The organism is Streptomyces sp. SD15 (genome assembly GCF_054462255.1).
The window spans coordinates 1-15,072 of sequence record NZ_JBTLMO010000033.1 but is presented as its reverse complement, the minus strand read 5'-3'; the positions used below and the strand labels follow the sequence as shown (position 1 = coordinate 15,072).

The 15,072-nt window shown below is 69.7% G+C and carries 20 protein-coding genes; 4 read left to right on the top strand and 16 right to left on the bottom strand.

From position 1 onward, the window contains the following. Positions 1-193: 193 nt before the first annotated feature. A complete protein-coding gene (locus ACX28W_RS28325; protein WP_459002473.1) occupies positions 194-1,006 on the bottom strand; it encodes a class I SAM-dependent methyltransferase in 813 nt (270 codons plus the stop codon). Positions 1,007-1,277: 271 nt separating this feature from the next. Between ACX28W_RS28325 and mshA the strand changes: the two genes are divergently transcribed. Together mshA and ACX28W_RS28315 are read left to right on the top strand one after the other, a co-directional pair. Beyond that, positions 1,278-2,615: a D-inositol-3-phosphate glycosyltransferase gene (gene mshA, locus ACX28W_RS28320; RefSeq protein WP_459002472.1), complete on the top strand. Its 1,338-nt coding sequence runs from the start codon at positions 1,278-1,280 to the stop codon at positions 2,613-2,615. Positions 2,616-2,748: 133 nt separating this feature from the next. Further along, positions 2,749-3,240 (top strand): type III secretion system chaperone family protein, encoded by a 492-nt coding sequence (locus ACX28W_RS28315; protein WP_459002470.1) that lies wholly within the window; start codon positions 2,749-2,751, stop codon positions 3,238-3,240. A gap of 18 nt (positions 3,241-3,258) precedes the next feature. Here the strand turns inward: ACX28W_RS28315 and ACX28W_RS28310 are convergent, their stop codons facing one another. Next, a complete protein-coding gene (locus ACX28W_RS28310) occupies positions 3,259-4,062 on the bottom strand; it encodes a helix-turn-helix transcriptional regulator (RefSeq protein WP_459002469.1) in 804 nt (267 codons plus the stop codon). Between the two features lie 49 nt (positions 4,063-4,111). Between ACX28W_RS28310 and ACX28W_RS28305 the strand changes: the two genes are divergently transcribed. Continuing rightward, complete coding sequence (locus ACX28W_RS28305; protein WP_459002467.1) at positions 4,112-4,555, top strand: DUF2000 family protein; 444 nt, start codon at positions 4,112-4,114, stop codon at positions 4,553-4,555. Between the two features lie 54 nt (positions 4,556-4,609). On the opposite strand, the gene ACX28W_RS28300 is transcribed toward ACX28W_RS28305, so the two are convergent. Next, positions 4,610-4,828 carry a hypothetical protein gene (locus ACX28W_RS28300; protein ID WP_459002465.1) on the bottom strand — a complete coding sequence of 73 codons (219 nt, stop codon included), beginning with the start codon at positions 4,826-4,828 and terminating at the stop codon, positions 4,610-4,612. A gap of 286 nt (positions 4,829-5,114) precedes the next feature. Continuing rightward, positions 5,115-6,368, bottom strand: a complete 1,254-nt coding sequence (locus ACX28W_RS28295) for an MDR family MFS transporter (RefSeq protein ID WP_459002464.1) — start codon at positions 6,366-6,368, stop codon at positions 5,115-5,117. A gap of 187 nt (positions 6,369-6,555) precedes the next feature. On the opposite strand from ACX28W_RS28295, the gene ACX28W_RS28290 reads away from it, so the two are divergent. Further along, complete coding sequence (locus tag ACX28W_RS28290; protein WP_459002463.1) at positions 6,556-7,317, top strand: phosphoglyceromutase; 762 nt, start codon at positions 6,556-6,558, stop codon at positions 7,315-7,317. An 80-nt stretch (positions 7,318-7,397) separates the two neighbouring features. Here ACX28W_RS28290 and ACX28W_RS28285 read toward each other — a convergent pair whose 3' ends face one another. The 12 genes from ACX28W_RS28285 to ACX28W_RS28230 all read right to left on the bottom strand — a co-directional run. Next, positions 7,398-7,577, bottom strand: a complete 180-nt coding sequence (locus ACX28W_RS28285; RefSeq protein ID WP_459002462.1) for a hypothetical protein — start codon at positions 7,575-7,577, stop codon at positions 7,398-7,400. A 390-nt stretch (positions 7,578-7,967) separates the two neighbouring features. Then, positions 7,968-9,245, bottom strand: coding sequence for a tyrosine-type recombinase/integrase (locus ACX28W_RS28280; RefSeq protein WP_459002461.1), 1,278 nt, complete (start codon positions 9,243-9,245; stop codon positions 7,968-7,970). Further along, positions 9,245-9,484 (bottom strand): helix-turn-helix transcriptional regulator, encoded by a 240-nt coding sequence (locus ACX28W_RS28275; RefSeq protein WP_459002459.1) that lies wholly within the window; start codon positions 9,482-9,484, stop codon positions 9,245-9,247. Before ACX28W_RS28275 ends, ACX28W_RS28280 begins: the two co-directional genes overlap by 1 nt. Further along, positions 9,477-10,781: a replication initiator gene (locus ACX28W_RS28270; protein ID WP_459002568.1), complete on the bottom strand. Its 1,305-nt coding sequence runs from the start codon at positions 10,779-10,781 to the stop codon at positions 9,477-9,479. Before ACX28W_RS28270 ends, ACX28W_RS28275 begins: the two co-directional genes overlap by 8 nt. 141 nt (positions 10,782-10,922) lie before the next feature. Continuing rightward, positions 10,923-11,168, bottom strand: coding sequence for a SpdD protein (locus ACX28W_RS28265; RefSeq protein ID WP_459002566.1), 246 nt, complete (start codon positions 11,166-11,168; stop codon positions 10,923-10,925). A gap of 22 nt (positions 11,169-11,190) precedes the next feature. Next, a complete protein-coding gene (locus ACX28W_RS28260) occupies positions 11,191-11,385 on the bottom strand; it encodes a hypothetical protein (protein WP_459002457.1) in 195 nt (64 codons plus the stop codon). A gap of 15 nt (positions 11,386-11,400) precedes the next feature. Continuing rightward, positions 11,401-11,592, bottom strand: a complete 192-nt coding sequence (locus tag ACX28W_RS28255) for a mobile element transfer protein (RefSeq protein ID WP_459002456.1) — start codon at positions 11,590-11,592, stop codon at positions 11,401-11,403. A 3-nt stretch (positions 11,593-11,595) separates the two neighbouring features. After that, a complete protein-coding gene (locus tag ACX28W_RS28250; protein ID WP_459002455.1) occupies positions 11,596-11,781 on the bottom strand; it encodes a hypothetical protein in 186 nt (61 codons plus the stop codon). 16 nt (positions 11,782-11,797) lie between these two features. Continuing rightward, entirely contained in the window at positions 11,798-12,421 is a 624-nt protein-coding gene (locus ACX28W_RS28245; RefSeq protein WP_459002453.1) for a DUF2637 domain-containing protein, read from the bottom strand. 87 nt (positions 12,422-12,508) lie between these two features. Further along, positions 12,509-13,888 (bottom strand): FtsK/SpoIIIE domain-containing protein, encoded by a 1,380-nt coding sequence (locus ACX28W_RS28240; protein ID WP_459002451.1) that lies wholly within the window; start codon positions 13,886-13,888, stop codon positions 12,509-12,511. After that, positions 13,888-14,244, bottom strand: a complete 357-nt coding sequence (locus tag ACX28W_RS28235) for an SCO3933 family regulatory protein (RefSeq protein WP_459002449.1) — start codon at positions 14,242-14,244, stop codon at positions 13,888-13,890. Before ACX28W_RS28235 ends, ACX28W_RS28240 begins: the two co-directional genes overlap by 1 nt. Before the next feature lie 174 nt (positions 14,245-14,418). After that, positions 14,419-15,072 (bottom strand): GntR family transcriptional regulator (locus ACX28W_RS28230; protein WP_459002447.1); only part of this gene is annotated, 654 nt, incomplete at its 5' end.

Here is a 15,072-nt window from a genome sequence, read left to right as displayed (position 1 = left end):
CACGGAGTTCGTTCCCCCGCAGGTCACTGGCGCGCGGTGGTCACCGACCGTCAGTGGAGCACGCCCGCGCATCGCGCCCGCGCAACTCGCCCGCACTTCACGTACTTCACGCCTGCGCGTTACGCCCGGGGTCCACGTACGTCACGCTTCCGGAACACGTCCCCGCCGCAGGACTGCGGGGCACGGCCGAGAGTCACCCCCGCGGAGCCAACGCCTCCCAGCGCACCGTGACTTCGCCCTGTCGCCAGCGCGTCAGCCCGTCCGCTATCGGCCAGTCGGCCGTCAGGTCGCGGACCGTGCGTATCCAGCGCTGCCGCACGCCGTACGAGGCGTAGGGCGCGGCGGCAGCCCAGGCGCGGTCGAAGTCGCGCAGGAACGCGTGCACGGGCTCGCCCGGGATGTTGCGGTGGATCAGGGCCTTCGGCAGGCGCTCGGCAAGGTCCGACGGGCGGTCCAGGGAGCCCAGGCGGGTGGCGAAGGTGACCGTGCGCGGGCCCTCCGGGCCGAGAGCGACCCAGACGTGCCGGCGGCCGATCTCGTCGCAGGTGCCCTCGACGAGCAGCCCGCCCCGGGATCCGGGCCCCGCCGGGGCGAGGCGTGCGCACAGGCGCTCCCAGACGGCGGCGACCTGCTCCTCGTCATACTGCCGCAGCACGTTCGCCGCCCGGATGAGGGAGGGCCTGCCCTGCACCGGGACCTCGAAGCCGCCGTGCCGGAAGACGAGGCCCTCGCGCTCATAGGGCCGCGCTGCCGCGACCCGGGCCGGCTCGATCTCCACTCCCACCACGCGCGAGCGCGGAGCGGCGGTGCGCAGGCGGGTCAGTAGCTCGACCGCTGTCCACGGAGCCGCCCCGTATCCGAGGTCGACCGCCACCGGGTCGGCGGTCCTGCGCAGTTCGGCGCCGTGGGCGGCCGCGATCCAGCGGTCCATGCGGCGCAGGCGGTTGGGGTTCGTGGTCCCGCGCGTCACCGTTCCCACGGGGCGGGACGCTGCGCGGGTTGTCATGCGTACGAGAGTAGGCGGATACGAGGAAGGGCGAGCGGACCTGTGGACAACCCTCCCGCCCGCGGCCACACCTGTGGACAACCCGTGCGCCTCCCCCGTACACCCCTGTGGATAAACCAGCATTACCCCACGCGGCCCTCCATCGAACGGTTGAGCGACAAAGGGTAATCATTCGGCAAAGAGGAAATGGAGTCGCTCAGTCCGACGTTCCTTCTCTCGGAGGGTGCGGCGCATCCTCCGACGGCATGCCCGCAGCAAGGAGGAACGCCACGTGAGCCAGTACGTCAGCAGGCTCGGGCGTCGCTCCCCGGCGGCGTCCACGAGGCTCAGGCTGCACCGCAGGCCCCGTCGCGTCGCGATGCTCTCCGTGCACACCTCGCCGCTGCACCAGCCCGGCACGGGCGACGCCGGCGGCATGAACGTCTACATCGTGGAGCTCGCCCAGCGTCTCGCCGCGATCAACATCGAGGTCGAGATCTTCACGCGCGCGACCACGGCCGCCCTGCCGCCGACGGTCGAACTCGCCCCCGGCGTCCTCGTCCGCCACGTCGACGCCGGCCCCTACGAGGGCCTCGCGAAGGAGGACCTCCCGGCCCAGCTGTGCGCGTTCACCCACGGTGTCATGCAGGCCTGGGCCGGTCACCGCCCCGGCTACTACGACCTGGTGCACTCCCACTACTGGCTCTCCGGCCACGTCGGCTGGCTCGCCGCCGAGCGCTGGGGCGCGCCCCTGGTGCACGCCATGCACACCATGGCCAAGGTCAAGAACGCCGCGCTCGCCGAGGGCGACACCCCCGAGCCGGCCGCCCGCGTCATCGGCGAGACCCAGATCGTGCGCGCCGCCGACCGTCTCATCGCCAACACCGCCGAAGAGGCCGACGAACTCGTCCGCCACTACGAGGCCGACCGTGGCAAGGTCGCCGTCGTCCACCCTGGCGTCAACCTCGACCGCTTCCGCCCGGCCGACGGCCGCGCCGCCGCCCGCGCCCGCCTGGGTCTCCCGCAGGATGCCCTGATCCCGCTCTTCGCGGGCCGCATTCAACCCCTGAAGGCTCCCGACGTCCTGCTGCGCGCGGTCGCCGTCCTGCTGGACGAGCGCCCCGAGCTGCGCGGCGACATCGTGGTCCCCGTAGTGGGCGGTCCCAGTGGCAGCGGTCTCGCCAAGCCCGAAGGACTGCAGAAGCTCGCCGCTCGGCTCGGCATCGCCGACGTCGTGCGCTTTCGGCCGCCCGTCGGGCAGGACCAGCTCGCGGACTGGTTCCGGGCCGCGTCGGTGCTGGTCATGCCCTCGTACAGCGAGTCCTTCGGACTGGTCGCCGTCGAGGCGCAGGCGGCCGGTACGCCGGTACTGGCGGCCGAGGTCGGTGGGCTCCCCGTCGCCGTGCGCGACCAGGAGACCGGGTTCCTCGTCCCCGGCCACGATCCCGTGGACTACGCGCGCGTGCTGCGCGATTTCGCCGACGACCGTACGCTCTCCGCCCGGATGGGGGACGCCGCCGCCCGGCACGCGCAGCGCTTCGGCTGGGACACCGCGGCCGCGGCCACGGCGGACGTCTACACCGCGGCCGTGCAGGAACACCGACGCCGGGTCCGCGCACATCACGGCTGAGGGCTGTGTGCATCGAGACTGAGGGCCACGCACATCACAGCTGAGGTGTGCATCGAGACTGAGGGCCACGCACATCGAGGCAGGCTGAGGGCCGTGCGCATCATGGGTGAGACCCGTCGCGTACGCTCCCCTCATGTCTGACGCAGCGTCGATCATCGAGCGGGTCCTCACCGAGGCCGAGCTGGAGTGGGAGAGCCCCAGGGCGGGCTCGTACGTCGTGAAGCTGCCCGGCACCCGCAAGCTCTCGACCACCGTCTCGCTGATCGTCGGCAAGCACTCCCTGTCGCTGAACGCCTTTGTGATCCGTCACCCCGACGAGAACCAGGAAGGCGTCCACCGCTGGCTCCTGGAGCGCAATCTCAAGCTCTATGGAGTGAGCTACGCGGTCGACTCTCTCGGGGACGTCTATCTGGTCGGCAAACTGCCGCTCGCCGCGGTCACGCCGGACGAGGTGGACCGGCTGCTCGGCTCGGTCCTGGAGGCCGCCGACGGCTCTTTCAACACCCTCCTTGAGCTCGGTTTCGCTTCCGCGATCCGCAAGGAGTACGCCTGGCGGGTGTCCCGCGGCGAGTCGACCCGCAATCTGGACGCCTTCACCCATCTGACTCAGCGCCCCGCCGGCTGATCGCGCCGGGCTCGAGGTTCAGCGCGAACTGACGCGATAGCGCCCGGGGGCGACCCCCACCAGCCGCTTGAAGTGGCGCGTCAAATGGGACTGGTCGTAGAACCCGGTCGTGGTGGCCACCTCGCCGGGTGGCTGTCCGTCGAGCAGCAGACGGCGGGCTCGGTCGACGCGGCGGGACATCAGGTACTGGTGCGGGGCGATCCCGAAGGTGCCGCTGAACGCCCGTACGAGATGGGCGGGATGGGCGTGCACGAGTCGTGCGGCCTCGTCCAGGGCGATGCCTTCCACGAGCCGTGCGTCGAGGAGTTCGCGCAGACGGTGGGCGAGCGGCTGTGGTCGTGGGCGCCGCGACGGCTCCTCGATCAGCCGGGAGCGCAGATGGCCGCGCAGCCGCTCACCGATCAGCGTCAGCCTGCTCTCCGCCTCCAGTTCGTCCCCGGGATGGGTGAGGGCCGTGTGGAGCTGCCCTACGCGGCGGCGCAGTACGGGGTCGACCAGGTCGGGTCCGTCCACCGCGGGCCCGATGAGGTCCTCGGTGAGATGTGTGCCGTCGAGGTAGAGGACGCGTTTGCGAAAGCCGTGCTCGGTGACCGGTGACCCGTTGTGCGGGACGTGCGGCGGCAGCAGTGAGACCGTGCCGTGCGGGGTCCCGTGCTCGTGCCGGTCGAGGTCGTACCGCACGGCGCCGTCGTCGACGATCAGAAGCGTCCACGCCTCGTGTACGTGCATCGGGTACGCGTACTCCGTGTAGTGGGCGTGGAACACCTCCACGACGCCCGGAACCCGCGGGCGCCATGCGGAGATCTCCCGCCGGGCCACCATGCAAACAACGTACAAGACGACGCCGTACGACGGTCGGCAGTCTCGAGGCATGAACAGCGAGCACCTCTCGGACACAGAGCCCATCCGTTTCGATACCAAGATCGCCGTCCTGTTGAGGGAGGACCTGGAGCCCTGGCAGCGACTTAATGTGACCGCTTTTCTGGTCAGCGGGCTCGGGACGGCCGTTCCCGAGGTGGTCGGTGAGCCGTACGCCGACGCGGACGACATCCCGTATCTGCCGATGTTCCGCCAGCCGGTCCTCGTCCTCGAGGGTTCGAAGGAGACCCTGAACGCCGCCCACGAGCGGGTGCTCGCCCGCGCGTTGCCGCGGGCGGTCTTCACGTCGGACCTGTTCACCACCGGGAACGACCGGGACAACCGGGCGGCTGTGCGAGCGGTGCGGACGGCGGAGCTGGATCTGGTGGGGCTCGCGGTGTACGGGCCGAAGAACGGGGTGGACAAGGTGTTCAAGGGGGCGCGGATGCATCCCTGAGTCCCCTCAGGGCCCAGGGGCGCATCCGCGCCCCGAGAACGGAACCGCGTCACCTCACGCCACGACGGTGAACAGACCGCTCTGGGAGCCGAGTTTGGTGAGGGAGGTCTTGCCGGGGATGCCGTTGGCGTCGGCGCCGGTGTAGCCGAGGTGGCGCTGCCACTTGGCGTAGCCGGCGATGGTCTTGGAGCCGAAGGAGCCGTCGCCCGCATAGGTTTTGGCGAGGTAGCCCAGTTTGACCAGGGCGGCTTCGGTGAGGTTAGTCCCCGCCATGTAACTGACGTGGCCCTGCTTGGCGCCGGGGTCGGTCTTAGCGGCGCCGACGAGACGGGACAGGTCGACCTTCGGCTTGGAGGCCGAGTTGCTGGGCTTGGTGGGCTTGGTGGGCTTACTGGGTTCGTCGGCTTGGACGGAGCGGGCTTGGCGGGGTCGTCCGCGAGCTGTGCGCGGGCGCCTGGGTATCGCGGCTGTGCCGCGTATCGCTCAGCATCGCGGAACCCATGCGTCACGCGGGGCGATTCCGCCCCATTGACCCATCGCACCGAGCGCGGCGTCCCCCTCACACCGCGTTGACCGCAGACTTCGCCGCCGCCGTGCCCGCCTCCATCGAGGGCTCCTCCGCCGGAAGTCGCCGCATCAGCATCCCGTACCCCAGCCCCGCCACCGTGCCCACCACCGCGCACAGCCCCCACAGCCACTCGGCGCCGAACCGGTCGATGACGACGCCGGACATCAGGGGTGCGACGAGGGCGGCGAGGGACCAGGACAGGGTGTACATGCCCTGGTAGCGGCCGCGGCCGTGCAGCGGGGAGAGGCGGACGACGAGCCCCGTCTGCGTGGGCGCGTTGACGATCTCCGCCAGGGTCCACACGCACACGGTGAGCGCGAAGACGCCGACCGACCCGGCGAAGGCGGTGAGCCCGAAGCCGTATCCCGCGAGAAGCGACGAGACGATGAGCAGCCGCCTGGGATCCCGGTGTTCGATGAAACGGGTGACCGGGATCTGGAGCGCGACGATCAGTACGCCGTTGACGGCAATCGCCATGCCGTAGTCGGCCGGGGTGAAGCCCGCCTCGCCCATGGCGACCGGAAGGCCGACGGCCCCCTGCTGGAAGACGAGGGCGACGAGGAAGGACAGCCCGACGACGCTCATGAAGCGCCCGTCGCGCAGGACGGTCCCGAGGCCGATCTCGGGTCCCGCGCCCTTGGTGACCTGCGTGGGCCGGGACTCCGGCAGCTTGGCGAAGACGACGAGCGCGCAGACGAGGGTCATGCCGGCCTCGATGAGGAAGCCCGCGAGATAGCTGGACTCGGCGATGAAACCGGCGGCCATGGAGGAGACGGCGAAGCCGAGGTTGATGGCCCAGTAGTTGAGGGAGAACGCGCGGACGCGGTCCTCGGGCCGGACGATGTCGGCCATCATCGCCTGCACGGCGGGCCGGGAGGCGTTGCTCGCCATCCCCACCAGGAAGGCCACGGCGGCGATCGCGACCGGGTGGTGCACAAAGCCGAGCAGCGCGACGGAGACAGCCGTCGACGACTGCGCGATGAGCAGCGTGGGCCGCCGCCCGAGCCGGTCGGCCATCACCCCCGCGCCGAGCGAGGAGACCACGCCGCCGAGCCCGTGCAAGGACACCACGAGACCTGCGTACGAGGCGGAGTACCCGCGGTCGAGCGTCAGATACAAAGCCATGAAAGTCGCGACAAAAGCCCCAAGTCGGTTGACGAGGGTGCTGGTCCACAGCCACCAGAACTCGCGGGGGAGTCCCGAGACGGTCTCTCGGACGGCGCGTCTCATGACGGCCAGTGGCATGGCGGTCCCCCAGGTCGGACGGGATGCGTAAGCAGCTCGGGCGGTGATCGCAACTTACGATTGATCGGTCCTGGTGGGCCACTCGATTAACAGATGCCGTCAACCGGCGTCCGGGTCGGCGGACGGCCGGTGTCCGTCTGTCGACCGGACGCGCGGCGTGTCAGCCGAGTCGATTACGCTCAAAGGCATGGCCGACGCACCGTACAAGCTGATCCTCCTCCGCCACGGCGAGAGCGAATGGAACGCGAAGAACCTGTTCACCGGTTGGGTGGACGTCAATCTCAACGAGAAGGGCGAGAAGGAGGCAGTCCGCGGCGGTGAGCTGCTCAAGGACGCCGGCCTGCTGCCCGACGTGGTCCACACCTCGCTCCAGAAGCGCGCGATCCGCACCGCCCAGCTCGCGCTGGAGTCCGCGGACCGCCACTGGATCCCGGTCCACCGCTCGTGGCGCCTGAACGAGCGGCACTACGGCGCCCTCCAGGGCAAGGACAAGGCCCAGACGCTCGCCGAGTTCGGCGAGGAGCAGTTCATGCTGTGGCGCCGCTCGTACGACACGCCGCCCCCGCCCCTCGAGGACGGCACGGAGTTCTCCCAGTCCGACGACCCGCGCTACGCGTCGATCCCGCCGGAGCTCCGCCCCCGCACGGAGTGCCTGAAGGACGTCGTCGTCCGCATGCTCCCGTACTGGTACGACGGCATCGTCCCCGACCTCCTGGCCGGCCGTACGGTCCTGGTCGCGGCCCACGGCAACAGCCTCCGCGCCCTCGTCAAGCACCTCGACGGCATCTCCGACGCGGACATCGCGGGCCTGAACATCCCGACGGGCATCCCCCTCTCCTACGAGCTGGACGCCGACTTCAAGCCGATCAACCCCGGCGGTACTTACCTCGACCCGGACGCGGCCGCGGCTGCGATCGAGGCGGTCAAGAACCAGGGCAAGAAGAAGTAACGCGACACCGGTAAGCCCCCTACCTGCGGGTTCTCCGCTGGTAGGGGGCTTTTGGGTTGCCCCGGGCCGCCTCTGGGCCGTCAGGTGCGGCGAGGCCAGAGGCGGACGCGGATGTCGAAGATGATCAGCAGCGCCACGGGGACGATGATCTCGGCTGGAACGTGGGCCCAGTGGGCGAGCGCGCCCCCGGCTGTGCCGATGAGTGCGATCGGCAGGTCGCGGGGACAGATGTCGACGCTGACACCTGTGCGTGGGAGCATGGATCTCCTCCTAATGATGCTGGTACATCGATGGAGACAGGGCCGTTCCCGTCGCGTGGGAGCGGCCCTGAATTTCGTGTGAACCCTATTCAGGTGAGTGCCTCTTCACCAAATCGCCAGGTGAGGGGAGGCGGGCATTGAATGGTCGGTGTTTCCGGTCTAGTTTGCAGGCGTCTTTGGCGTGCCCGGCAGCGCCTGCGTTCGCCAAGTTGATCTTGAGTGTGCGTGCGTGTCCAACGTGCGTGCATGCACGCCCAACAGGCAGTTGGGGGAGGTGGGTGCAGTTAGGCTCGCCATTATCTTTAGGTGATTGGAGACCGAATAGGTGGCTTCGGCTGTTAATCGGTACTCCTATCGGAGACTTCTAAGCGAGATGGCTAATCGCGTCTTCTAATCGCCTTCCTTAATCCCTCCAGTAGTCGCCGCCTGATTATCGATCGACCTAACCGTGCTAAAGATCCGCGCAACAGCGTTGCGAGTACGCTCCTGACTCGATGGCATGAGGTGTGCGTACACGCGGAGCGTCAGACCTGGGTCTGAGTGGCCGAGGTACTCGGCGAGAGCCTTGATGTTCTCTCCGGCGTCCAAGAGCACCGAGGCGTAGAAGTGGCGGAGGGCATGCATGCCGTTCTCGCGAGACTCGGCGTACGACTCGCCAGACTTACGCTCGGGGATCACGCCGGCCGAGGCCAGCGCCCGCTTCCACACCTCCTCGTTGAGGGACGTCCGCCAGACGTGCCCGCCGCGCGGGCCGGTGAAGATCAGTCGCTTGGTCACCAGAGGCCCGTCTGCCACCTTCCAGGGCAAGGTGATGTCCACCTGCGGGAACCGCTTCATGTGGGCCCGGAGGGCATCGGCCACCGGCCCGGGGAGCGGAACGTCCCGCAGCTTGCCGCCCTTGGGCGGTGCGAACACTGCCTTACTGCGGCTCAGCTTGAGTTGCTGGACCACGTGGAGCGTGTCCGACTCGAAGTCGATCGCGTCGACGGCCACGCCGAGGATCTCGCCCTGTCGCAAGCCGCAGCCGCCACCCAGGTCGACCATGGCCCGGAACCGCTCGGGCATGCCGGCCTGGACGGCGAAGACGCGTTCCGGTGTCCAGGGGACAACGCGCCTGTCATCCACGGTCGGCGGCCGGACGGAACGAGCAGCACACGGATTCCGGGGAAGATGTCCGTCGTCCATGGCCGCGCTAAGGGCGGCACGCACGTTGGAGTAGATGGTTCGGGCGTACGAGCCCCGGATGCCGTTCTCGCTCAGCTGCCGCACCCAGTCCCTGATGTGCGCAGGTTGGAAGGAGCCGAGCGGTCGCGATCCCAAGTACGGGAAGGCGTGCAGCCGAAGCTGTGACTCCATCGAAGCCTGGGTGTTCGGGTCGGCCCCTTGGGTGGCTACCCATGTCTCGGCGTACTGCTGGAAGGTGACCCGAGCGGCACGCGGGTCGATGTACTGCCCGCGTGCCATGTCCGCCTCGGTGTGAGCGAGCCACTGGTCAGCAAGCCGCTTCTGTCTGTCGGGGAAGCTCTTGGACTTCTCCGTACCGTCTGGGCCGACATACCGCGCGCGGTAGCGCAGGCCCGAGCCATAGCGCTCGCTCTTCAACTTGCGGGTCTTGCCGTCCGGACCGACGTCGATCTTGTACCACCGGTCTTGGATGTGTCCGGCCATCAGGCAGCTGCCCCCTCACGCCGGGAGTCCACCCAGGACCGCACGTCGGCCGGGTCGAAACGGAGATGCCGGCCTACGCGGAAGCCCCGGGGTCCGGTGCGCTTGCGTCGCCACTGGTAGACCGTCTCGACGCTGGGCAGCTCGAACATCACCACCAGGTCCTCGGGGGTCAGGTACCGCGCGGGCAGTGCGCGCGGTTCGGTGGCCACGTCGGCCAGGGCGAGGCGTCGGCTAGCCAAGGGTGGGTTCTCCTTCGGTTCCGGGGGCGGGTTCGAGGGATGCGGCGAGCCAGGCTTCGGCGTCTGAGAGGCCGGTTCCGGCGAAGACCCAGTGGGCGAGGACGTATGTCGTCTCGGGCTCGCGCTCGGGTGTGGTGGTTGTGGCTTGGGCGCGGCGCCATTCGGCGCGGGCGGTGCGGAGGGCGCCGAGGGTGGTGGAGTAGCGGCGGGACTTGGTGGAGAAGTGGCCGCGGAAGCCGAGCATGTGAGCCCAGGCGCGCAGGCGAAGGTGTTCGAGGTCTTTGCGTGCGCCGAGGGCCCAGGCGGTTCGGATCAGGCGGAGGGCGTGCTCGCTGATGTCGAGCTGGGCGAGTTCGGCGGCGAACTTCAGCGGCCGGTCGAGAGCTCCCGTCGCGGTCTCCGCGCCCTTGGTGGCGTACTTGGCTATGTAGGCGGCGACGGCGCGTTCGGTCAGCTCCTGGCCGCCGTTGAAGTCAGCGGAGCGAATGGTCCGGACGTCGAGTTGGCGGCCGAAGGCGAAGGTGTGAGCGCGGCCGTCGATCGTCGGGCCGTCGACACGGGCCTTGGACGCGGCAGCGTCGATGGCGTCGGTGAGCAGCTCGGCGGTTGCCCAGGCCGGGGGAGGGGTGTCTCCGCCGGTCGGGCCGTCGATACGGATGACGGCGTGAAAGTGGACTGCGCCGCGCTTCTGGTACTCGGCGACCTTGGCGAAGGACACGCGGGCGTAGTCGCGGAGACGGCGCTGTGACAGGCCTGCGCGCTTGGCGACCTCCCGGCGCAGGTAGATCGAGAAGCGCCGCCAGAGGGGACCGGCATGCGCGTTCCAGAGGATGGCGGCTTCGTAGTCGTAGGTGTCCGGGTTGAGCGGGGTGCCGAGGCCGTCGTCCTCCTGGTCGTGGTGGGTGCCGCAGCGGCAGGGGCGTCCGTCGGTGCGGCGGTTGTGGACCGGGCCGAAGCCGGGGGCTGTGAAGGTGGCGAAGACACGGGGGTGGGCGGCGACGTGTTCCGGGGTGCCCTTGCCGCCGCGCAGTCCGGCGGTGATCAGTTGGAAGGTGTCGCGGCGGTAGACCTCCGAGCAGGCCGGGCAGCGAGTCGTGCGGCGGTTGTTGCAGCGGACGAGGAGTTGGCCGGCCGGGAGGTCGCCCGAGTCGAGGTGGTGGAGGATGCGGCCGATCTCGCCCGTGACGGTGTCGACGTCGTATTCCGTGCGGTGCCCGTCCAGGCGGATCGGGTGGGTGCAGCCGCCGAGCCCGGAGAGCTGCCGCACGATACCCGGCAGGGTGCCGAGCTGGGCCAGCTTGGTGAGATCCGGGAGCGGGGGCGGGGTGGCGCGGGTGAAGATGGCTGTCTCCTTCTGGCTGGCTCGGTCAGGAGTGACGGGCCCCGGGGCGGCCGGATGCTTGGCGGTGTCGTGGCCGCCCCAGGGGTCGGGCGTGGTTCAGCGGCGGTGGTGTTCGCGGAGCAGGGCGCGCAGGACCACGGCGGCGACGGCGACTGAAATGGCCGTGACGGCGACGGCGGCCAGGAGCGCGGTGAGGACGACTCCGCCGACGAGCACGGCCGCAACCGTCTTCTGGTCGGGGGAGACCGACGGGAGCGAGCGGCGGATCGGGACCGGGTCAATTGGGGCGTGGGTGTGCGCGGGCGGCGGTGTGGGGTTGTCCGGGTACTTGGGCAGGAACACGGCGCCCTTCTTATCTACTCGTCTAGTCATGTGAGCCGTTTATGACGTCCACGCCGGAGCGTGTGCCGGAGTCGATGGCGGGGGCCATGAAGGTGTGCGAGAGCAGGAAGCCGAACAGGGCGATCACGAGGACGATCCAGGTGCGGACGCCGAGGAACTTGACCGCTCCCCAGGCGATGAGGCCGAGGACGAGGACGAGCGGGAGGCTGACGGTCACGTGGTGCGGGTCCTTTCAGCGGACGGGGCAGCGGTGGGTGCGGGCGGCGAGTTCGGCGGCGGCGCGGCTGTCGTAGTCGGCGGAGAAGCCGCAGCGCGGGGTGGTGCAGGCGGCGGTGTGCTTCTCACGGCCCCGGTTGCCGTAGGACGTGCCGACCTGGACGGGGCCGATGCGGACCACGTTGCGGAAGCGGCTCTGACGAGTCATGCGTCAGCCCTCCCCTCGGAGGCTGGCGCCGGAGAACTCGCGCAAGATGCGGGCGGCCTCGTCGGGGTCGACGGTGCGGTCGGCGGCCTCTTCGGCGAGGAGCCGGGCCAGCGTGGAGCGGCCAGCGTCGGCCATCTCGCGAGCAGCGTCGAGGTAGTCGGCGGCTGTGTTGAAGCTGAAGAGCGGCATGGGTTGGGCCTCCTTGTCAGGTGAGTTGGGCGGCAATGGCATCGGCCATGGGGACGGGGACGCCGAGCCGGGCGCGCAGGGTCGGGGTGTCGATGACCGTTCCGGTGCGGGTGTGGTGTTCGGCGGCGACCTTGCGGGCGTGTTCGACGAGGGCAGCCGGAACGGCTACAGCAGGTAGAGCGGGGGTCGGCTCGGGTGTCGGTTGCGCGGGGAGCTCTGGGGTGGGATCGGGCGCGTCCTCCTGGTCCTCGGCACCTTCGGTGTTCTCGCGCGATGCCGGGGCCGAGTGGGCGAGGAGTGTTCCGCCGAGGAAGGCAACCGCGGGCCAGCCCGCAACAAGAATCCGCAGCCATGCCGGCACCTGGTCCAGGTCGAGGAGCCCGGCGGTGGCGACGTTCGCCCCGAGGGACGCGGTGAGCGCGATCACGAACCAGCACCACCCAGCCGCTTTCGCTTCACCGGCCCGCAGTCGGCGCCATGCAGCGACGAGCAGCAGGTCGACGGAGATGGGATACGCCCACGCCTTCCACCCGTCCTGACCGGCCGCCGAGGCGACGTCGTGCAGGTGGGCGAAGGACAGCGCGGCGGCGATGACCGCTTGGACGAGTACCGCGTCGACGCGGGCCAGTTGGGCGCGCATGCTGCGGCTCCTTCCGGATTCAGGCATGGGAGGGGTAGGGAGTTGGCGCGAGGCGGGCACGCCGGCCGGGGTGGGGAGGGGCGGGCGTTAGTCGGTGACGGGGCGCGGCTGGAGTACCGGGGCCGTTGCAGTCTCGGCGGGTCGTACGGGTACGTCGGGCCGGAAGCGCTTGAGTGCGGGCAGGTCGGGCACCAGGTGGGCCGACTCGCGGCAGATCTCTGCGGCGTCGCCGAGGGAGAGGTACGGGGTGCGGATGCGGGACCAGCCGCCGGAGGTGTCACCGGCCACGGCCAGGCCAGGCCGTTCGGGCGCGATGGCGCACGCGGCGGAGACGGCTTCGGGGGCGATGTCGCCGAGCGCCATCTTGGCTGAGGCTTCGTCGTTGACGCGGTGGCACACACGGCCGGTCAACTGGGCTCGCAGCATGGTCGCCCCCTTGCCCAGTTCCGCACCGAACCGCTGCCCGCACACCTCCAGATAGATACCGGCGGCACGGCCGAGCTGGGCGAGGCGGATGAGCTGGGTGACCATCTCGTCGCGCCGGTCCTCGTCCTTGCGCGTGGCGACGAGGAAGAGCTCGGCCACCTCGTCGACGAACAGCACGACAGGTACCGGGCGTTCATGCTCGGGCAGGCCCCAGATGTCGGAGGTGATCTCCTCGCCGGGGGCGTCCGGCGCGACCCCCTGCCGGGCCTTGATCAGGTCGTATCGGTCCTCCATCTCCTTGACGAGCACGGGCAGCAGCTCGGCCGCCTGCTCCGGGTCGGTGGCCAGCGCCGAGAGCCGGGCGGCGAACGGCGCCAGCTCCACACCGCGCTTGCAGTCGATGCCGACCAGGGCGACGGGTTGCGGGGCGAGTCCGGCGACGAGATGCCGCAGGTACATGGACTTGCCCGACAGCGTTGCGCCAAGGGTCAGTTGATGAGGAACGGTCCGGTAGTCCCGTACGAACGGGGTGGCGTCCTCCCACAGGGCCACGGGCACCTTGAGGGGCCCGGCATCGGCCTTGCGCGGCATCCGGACCCGCCGCAGCACGTCGAAGCCGACAAGCCGCAGTTCAACGACACCGGGCTTGACGGTCGTGACATACACGGCGTGCACTCCCCAGGCATGCCGCAGCCGTTCGGCCGAGGCGGCGACATCCGCGGGTTCCTGCCCGGGGGCGAGCCGCAGACGTAGCCGCAGCCCGGTGGACGTAGGACGGATGATGCCCCGACGCGGCGGAACGGGGCGGATCTCGCGTCGGGTGGTGGTCTTGACCGCCAGGACCCGCAGCCGCGACGGAGCGACGGTCAGGCCGCAGGCCTCCATGACGGAGCTGTACGAGCTGAGCAGCCGGGCCGTGGATATCGGCAGACCGACCGCAGACCAGTAGACGCCGGGGTATCGGCCCCGGGCGTAGGCAGCCCCGCCGCCGAGCGCGGCGACAGGACCACCCACCTCCAGAAGCGTTGCCAGATCGGTCATCAGGCCGTGGCCCCCATGGCGGCCGGGAACGCGGCCGGAGTGACGGCGGCGGAGCGGTAGGCGATGCCGTGCCGCTGCTGCCCGTTGAACACGCTCTCCCACGGCCGGGCCACGAGCCCCGGCAGCGAGACCGGAGCACCGAGCACGAGCCCCTCAGAGACACCGCTCTCCGGAACCGTGACCTTGATCAGGGACGACTCCCCTTCCTCGATGTAGACGACGCCGATCGTCATCAGGGCCTCACCGGTGTTGATGTCCTTGGCGATCTCGCCGGTCTGGCGGTCGCGGACCTTGGGCTCGGGCGCCTCGGTCAGCAGGATCGTCGCGGCCGAGGTCTCCACACGGATGGTGCGCAAGAGCTCTTCCTATCTACTCGTCTATACAAGATGCAGCCGTCGAACCCGATCTCCGGGAACGACGACCACCCTGCCACACAACTTGCTCACTCGTCTATACGAGTATGCCTGTTGGCGTGTACGAGTTCCGGGAAGCGGCCTCGCGCACCACCGCGGATCACCCGCTCACACTGGTCACGTCGCCGGGAGCTGGTACGACAGGACGTACGCGTCCGCCGCCATGACCGTGTCGCAGACCTCCACGGCCCGCCCCTCGGTGTCGTACGCGGTGCGGATCAGGTGGATCACAGGCACACCGGAAGCCAGCCGGAGCGTCTTGACCTCGGACGGCGAGGGCATCCGGGCCCGGATCTCCTCCTCGAAGTGGTCGAGGCGGTGGCCGAGCTCCTCAAGACGGGCATAGATGCCTCCGGGGCCGGGATTGGGCTCAGCGATCGGGGTGTCCCGGGCGATATCGAGCGGGAGGTACGAGGTGGCGAACTCGACCGGACGCCCGTCGAGCAGATACCGGCGCCGGCGAGCGAGCACACGCCGTACAGACCCGAGCCGGGTGGAGATGTCCTGGCTGGCCTTCTCCTCCTTCACTTCCAGACTGTCCACCTGCGGGTGACTTCCAGCAGCGTCGGCCTCGACAATGAACGCGGACTTCCCCTGCTCGCGATGGCGCCGGGCGAACCGGTCGGAGGCGAGCCGTCGCACGGGCGGGCGCGGTCGCACGAAGACACCCTTCCCGTGCTCGGCATGCACGAGCCCCTCGCCCTGGAGGATGGAGAAGGAGTTCCGGACGGTCATCCGGGACACTCCGTAGTGCTCGACGAGCTCAGCTTC

Excerpts from the sequence above, each read along its gene's own strand:
- ACX28W_RS28310 (WP_459002469.1), bottom strand. The coding sequence starts at position 4,062 with ATGGTGGCCCGGCGGGAGATCTCCGCATGGCGCCCGCGGGTTCCGGGC.
- ACX28W_RS28295 (WP_459002464.1), bottom strand. The coding sequence starts at position 6,368 with ATGCCACTGGCCGTCATGAGACGCGCCGTCCGAGAGACCGTCTCGGGA.
- ACX28W_RS28255 (WP_459002456.1), bottom strand. The coding sequence starts at position 11,592 with ATGACTCGTCAGAGCCGCTTCCGCAACGTGGTCCGCATCGGCCCCGTC.
- ACX28W_RS28240 (WP_459002451.1), bottom strand. The coding sequence starts at position 13,888 with ATGACCGATCTGGCAACGCTTCTGGAGGTGGGTGGTCCTGTCGCCGCG.
- ACX28W_RS28280 (WP_459002461.1), bottom strand. The coding sequence starts at position 9,245 with ATGGCCGGACACATCCAAGACCGGTGGTACAAGATCGACGTCGGTCCG.
- ACX28W_RS28305 (WP_459002467.1), top strand. The coding sequence starts at position 4,112 with ATGAACAGCGAGCACCTCTCGGACACAGAGCCCATCCGTTTCGATACC.
- ACX28W_RS28245 (WP_459002453.1), bottom strand. The coding sequence starts at position 12,421 with ATGCGCGCCCAACTGGCCCGCGTCGACGCGGTACTCGTCCAAGCGGTC.
- ACX28W_RS28290 (WP_459002463.1), top strand. The coding sequence starts at position 6,556 with ATGGCCGACGCACCGTACAAGCTGATCCTCCTCCGCCACGGCGAGAGC.
- ACX28W_RS28315 (WP_459002470.1), top strand. The coding sequence starts at position 2,749 with ATGTCTGACGCAGCGTCGATCATCGAGCGGGTCCTCACCGAGGCCGAG.
- ACX28W_RS28325 (WP_459002473.1), bottom strand. The coding sequence starts at position 1,006 with ATGACAACCCGCGCAGCGTCCCGCCCCGTGGGAACGGTGACGCGCGGG.
- ACX28W_RS28300 (WP_459002465.1), bottom strand. The coding sequence starts at position 4,828 with ATGGCGGGGACTAACCTCACCGAAGCCGCCCTGGTCAAACTGGGCTAC.
- ACX28W_RS28285 (WP_459002462.1), bottom strand. The coding sequence starts at position 7,577 with ATGCTCCCACGCACAGGTGTCAGCGTCGACATCTGTCCCCGCGACCTG.
- ACX28W_RS28250 (WP_459002455.1), bottom strand. The coding sequence starts at position 11,781 with ATGCCGCTCTTCAGCTTCAACACAGCCGCCGACTACCTCGACGCTGCT.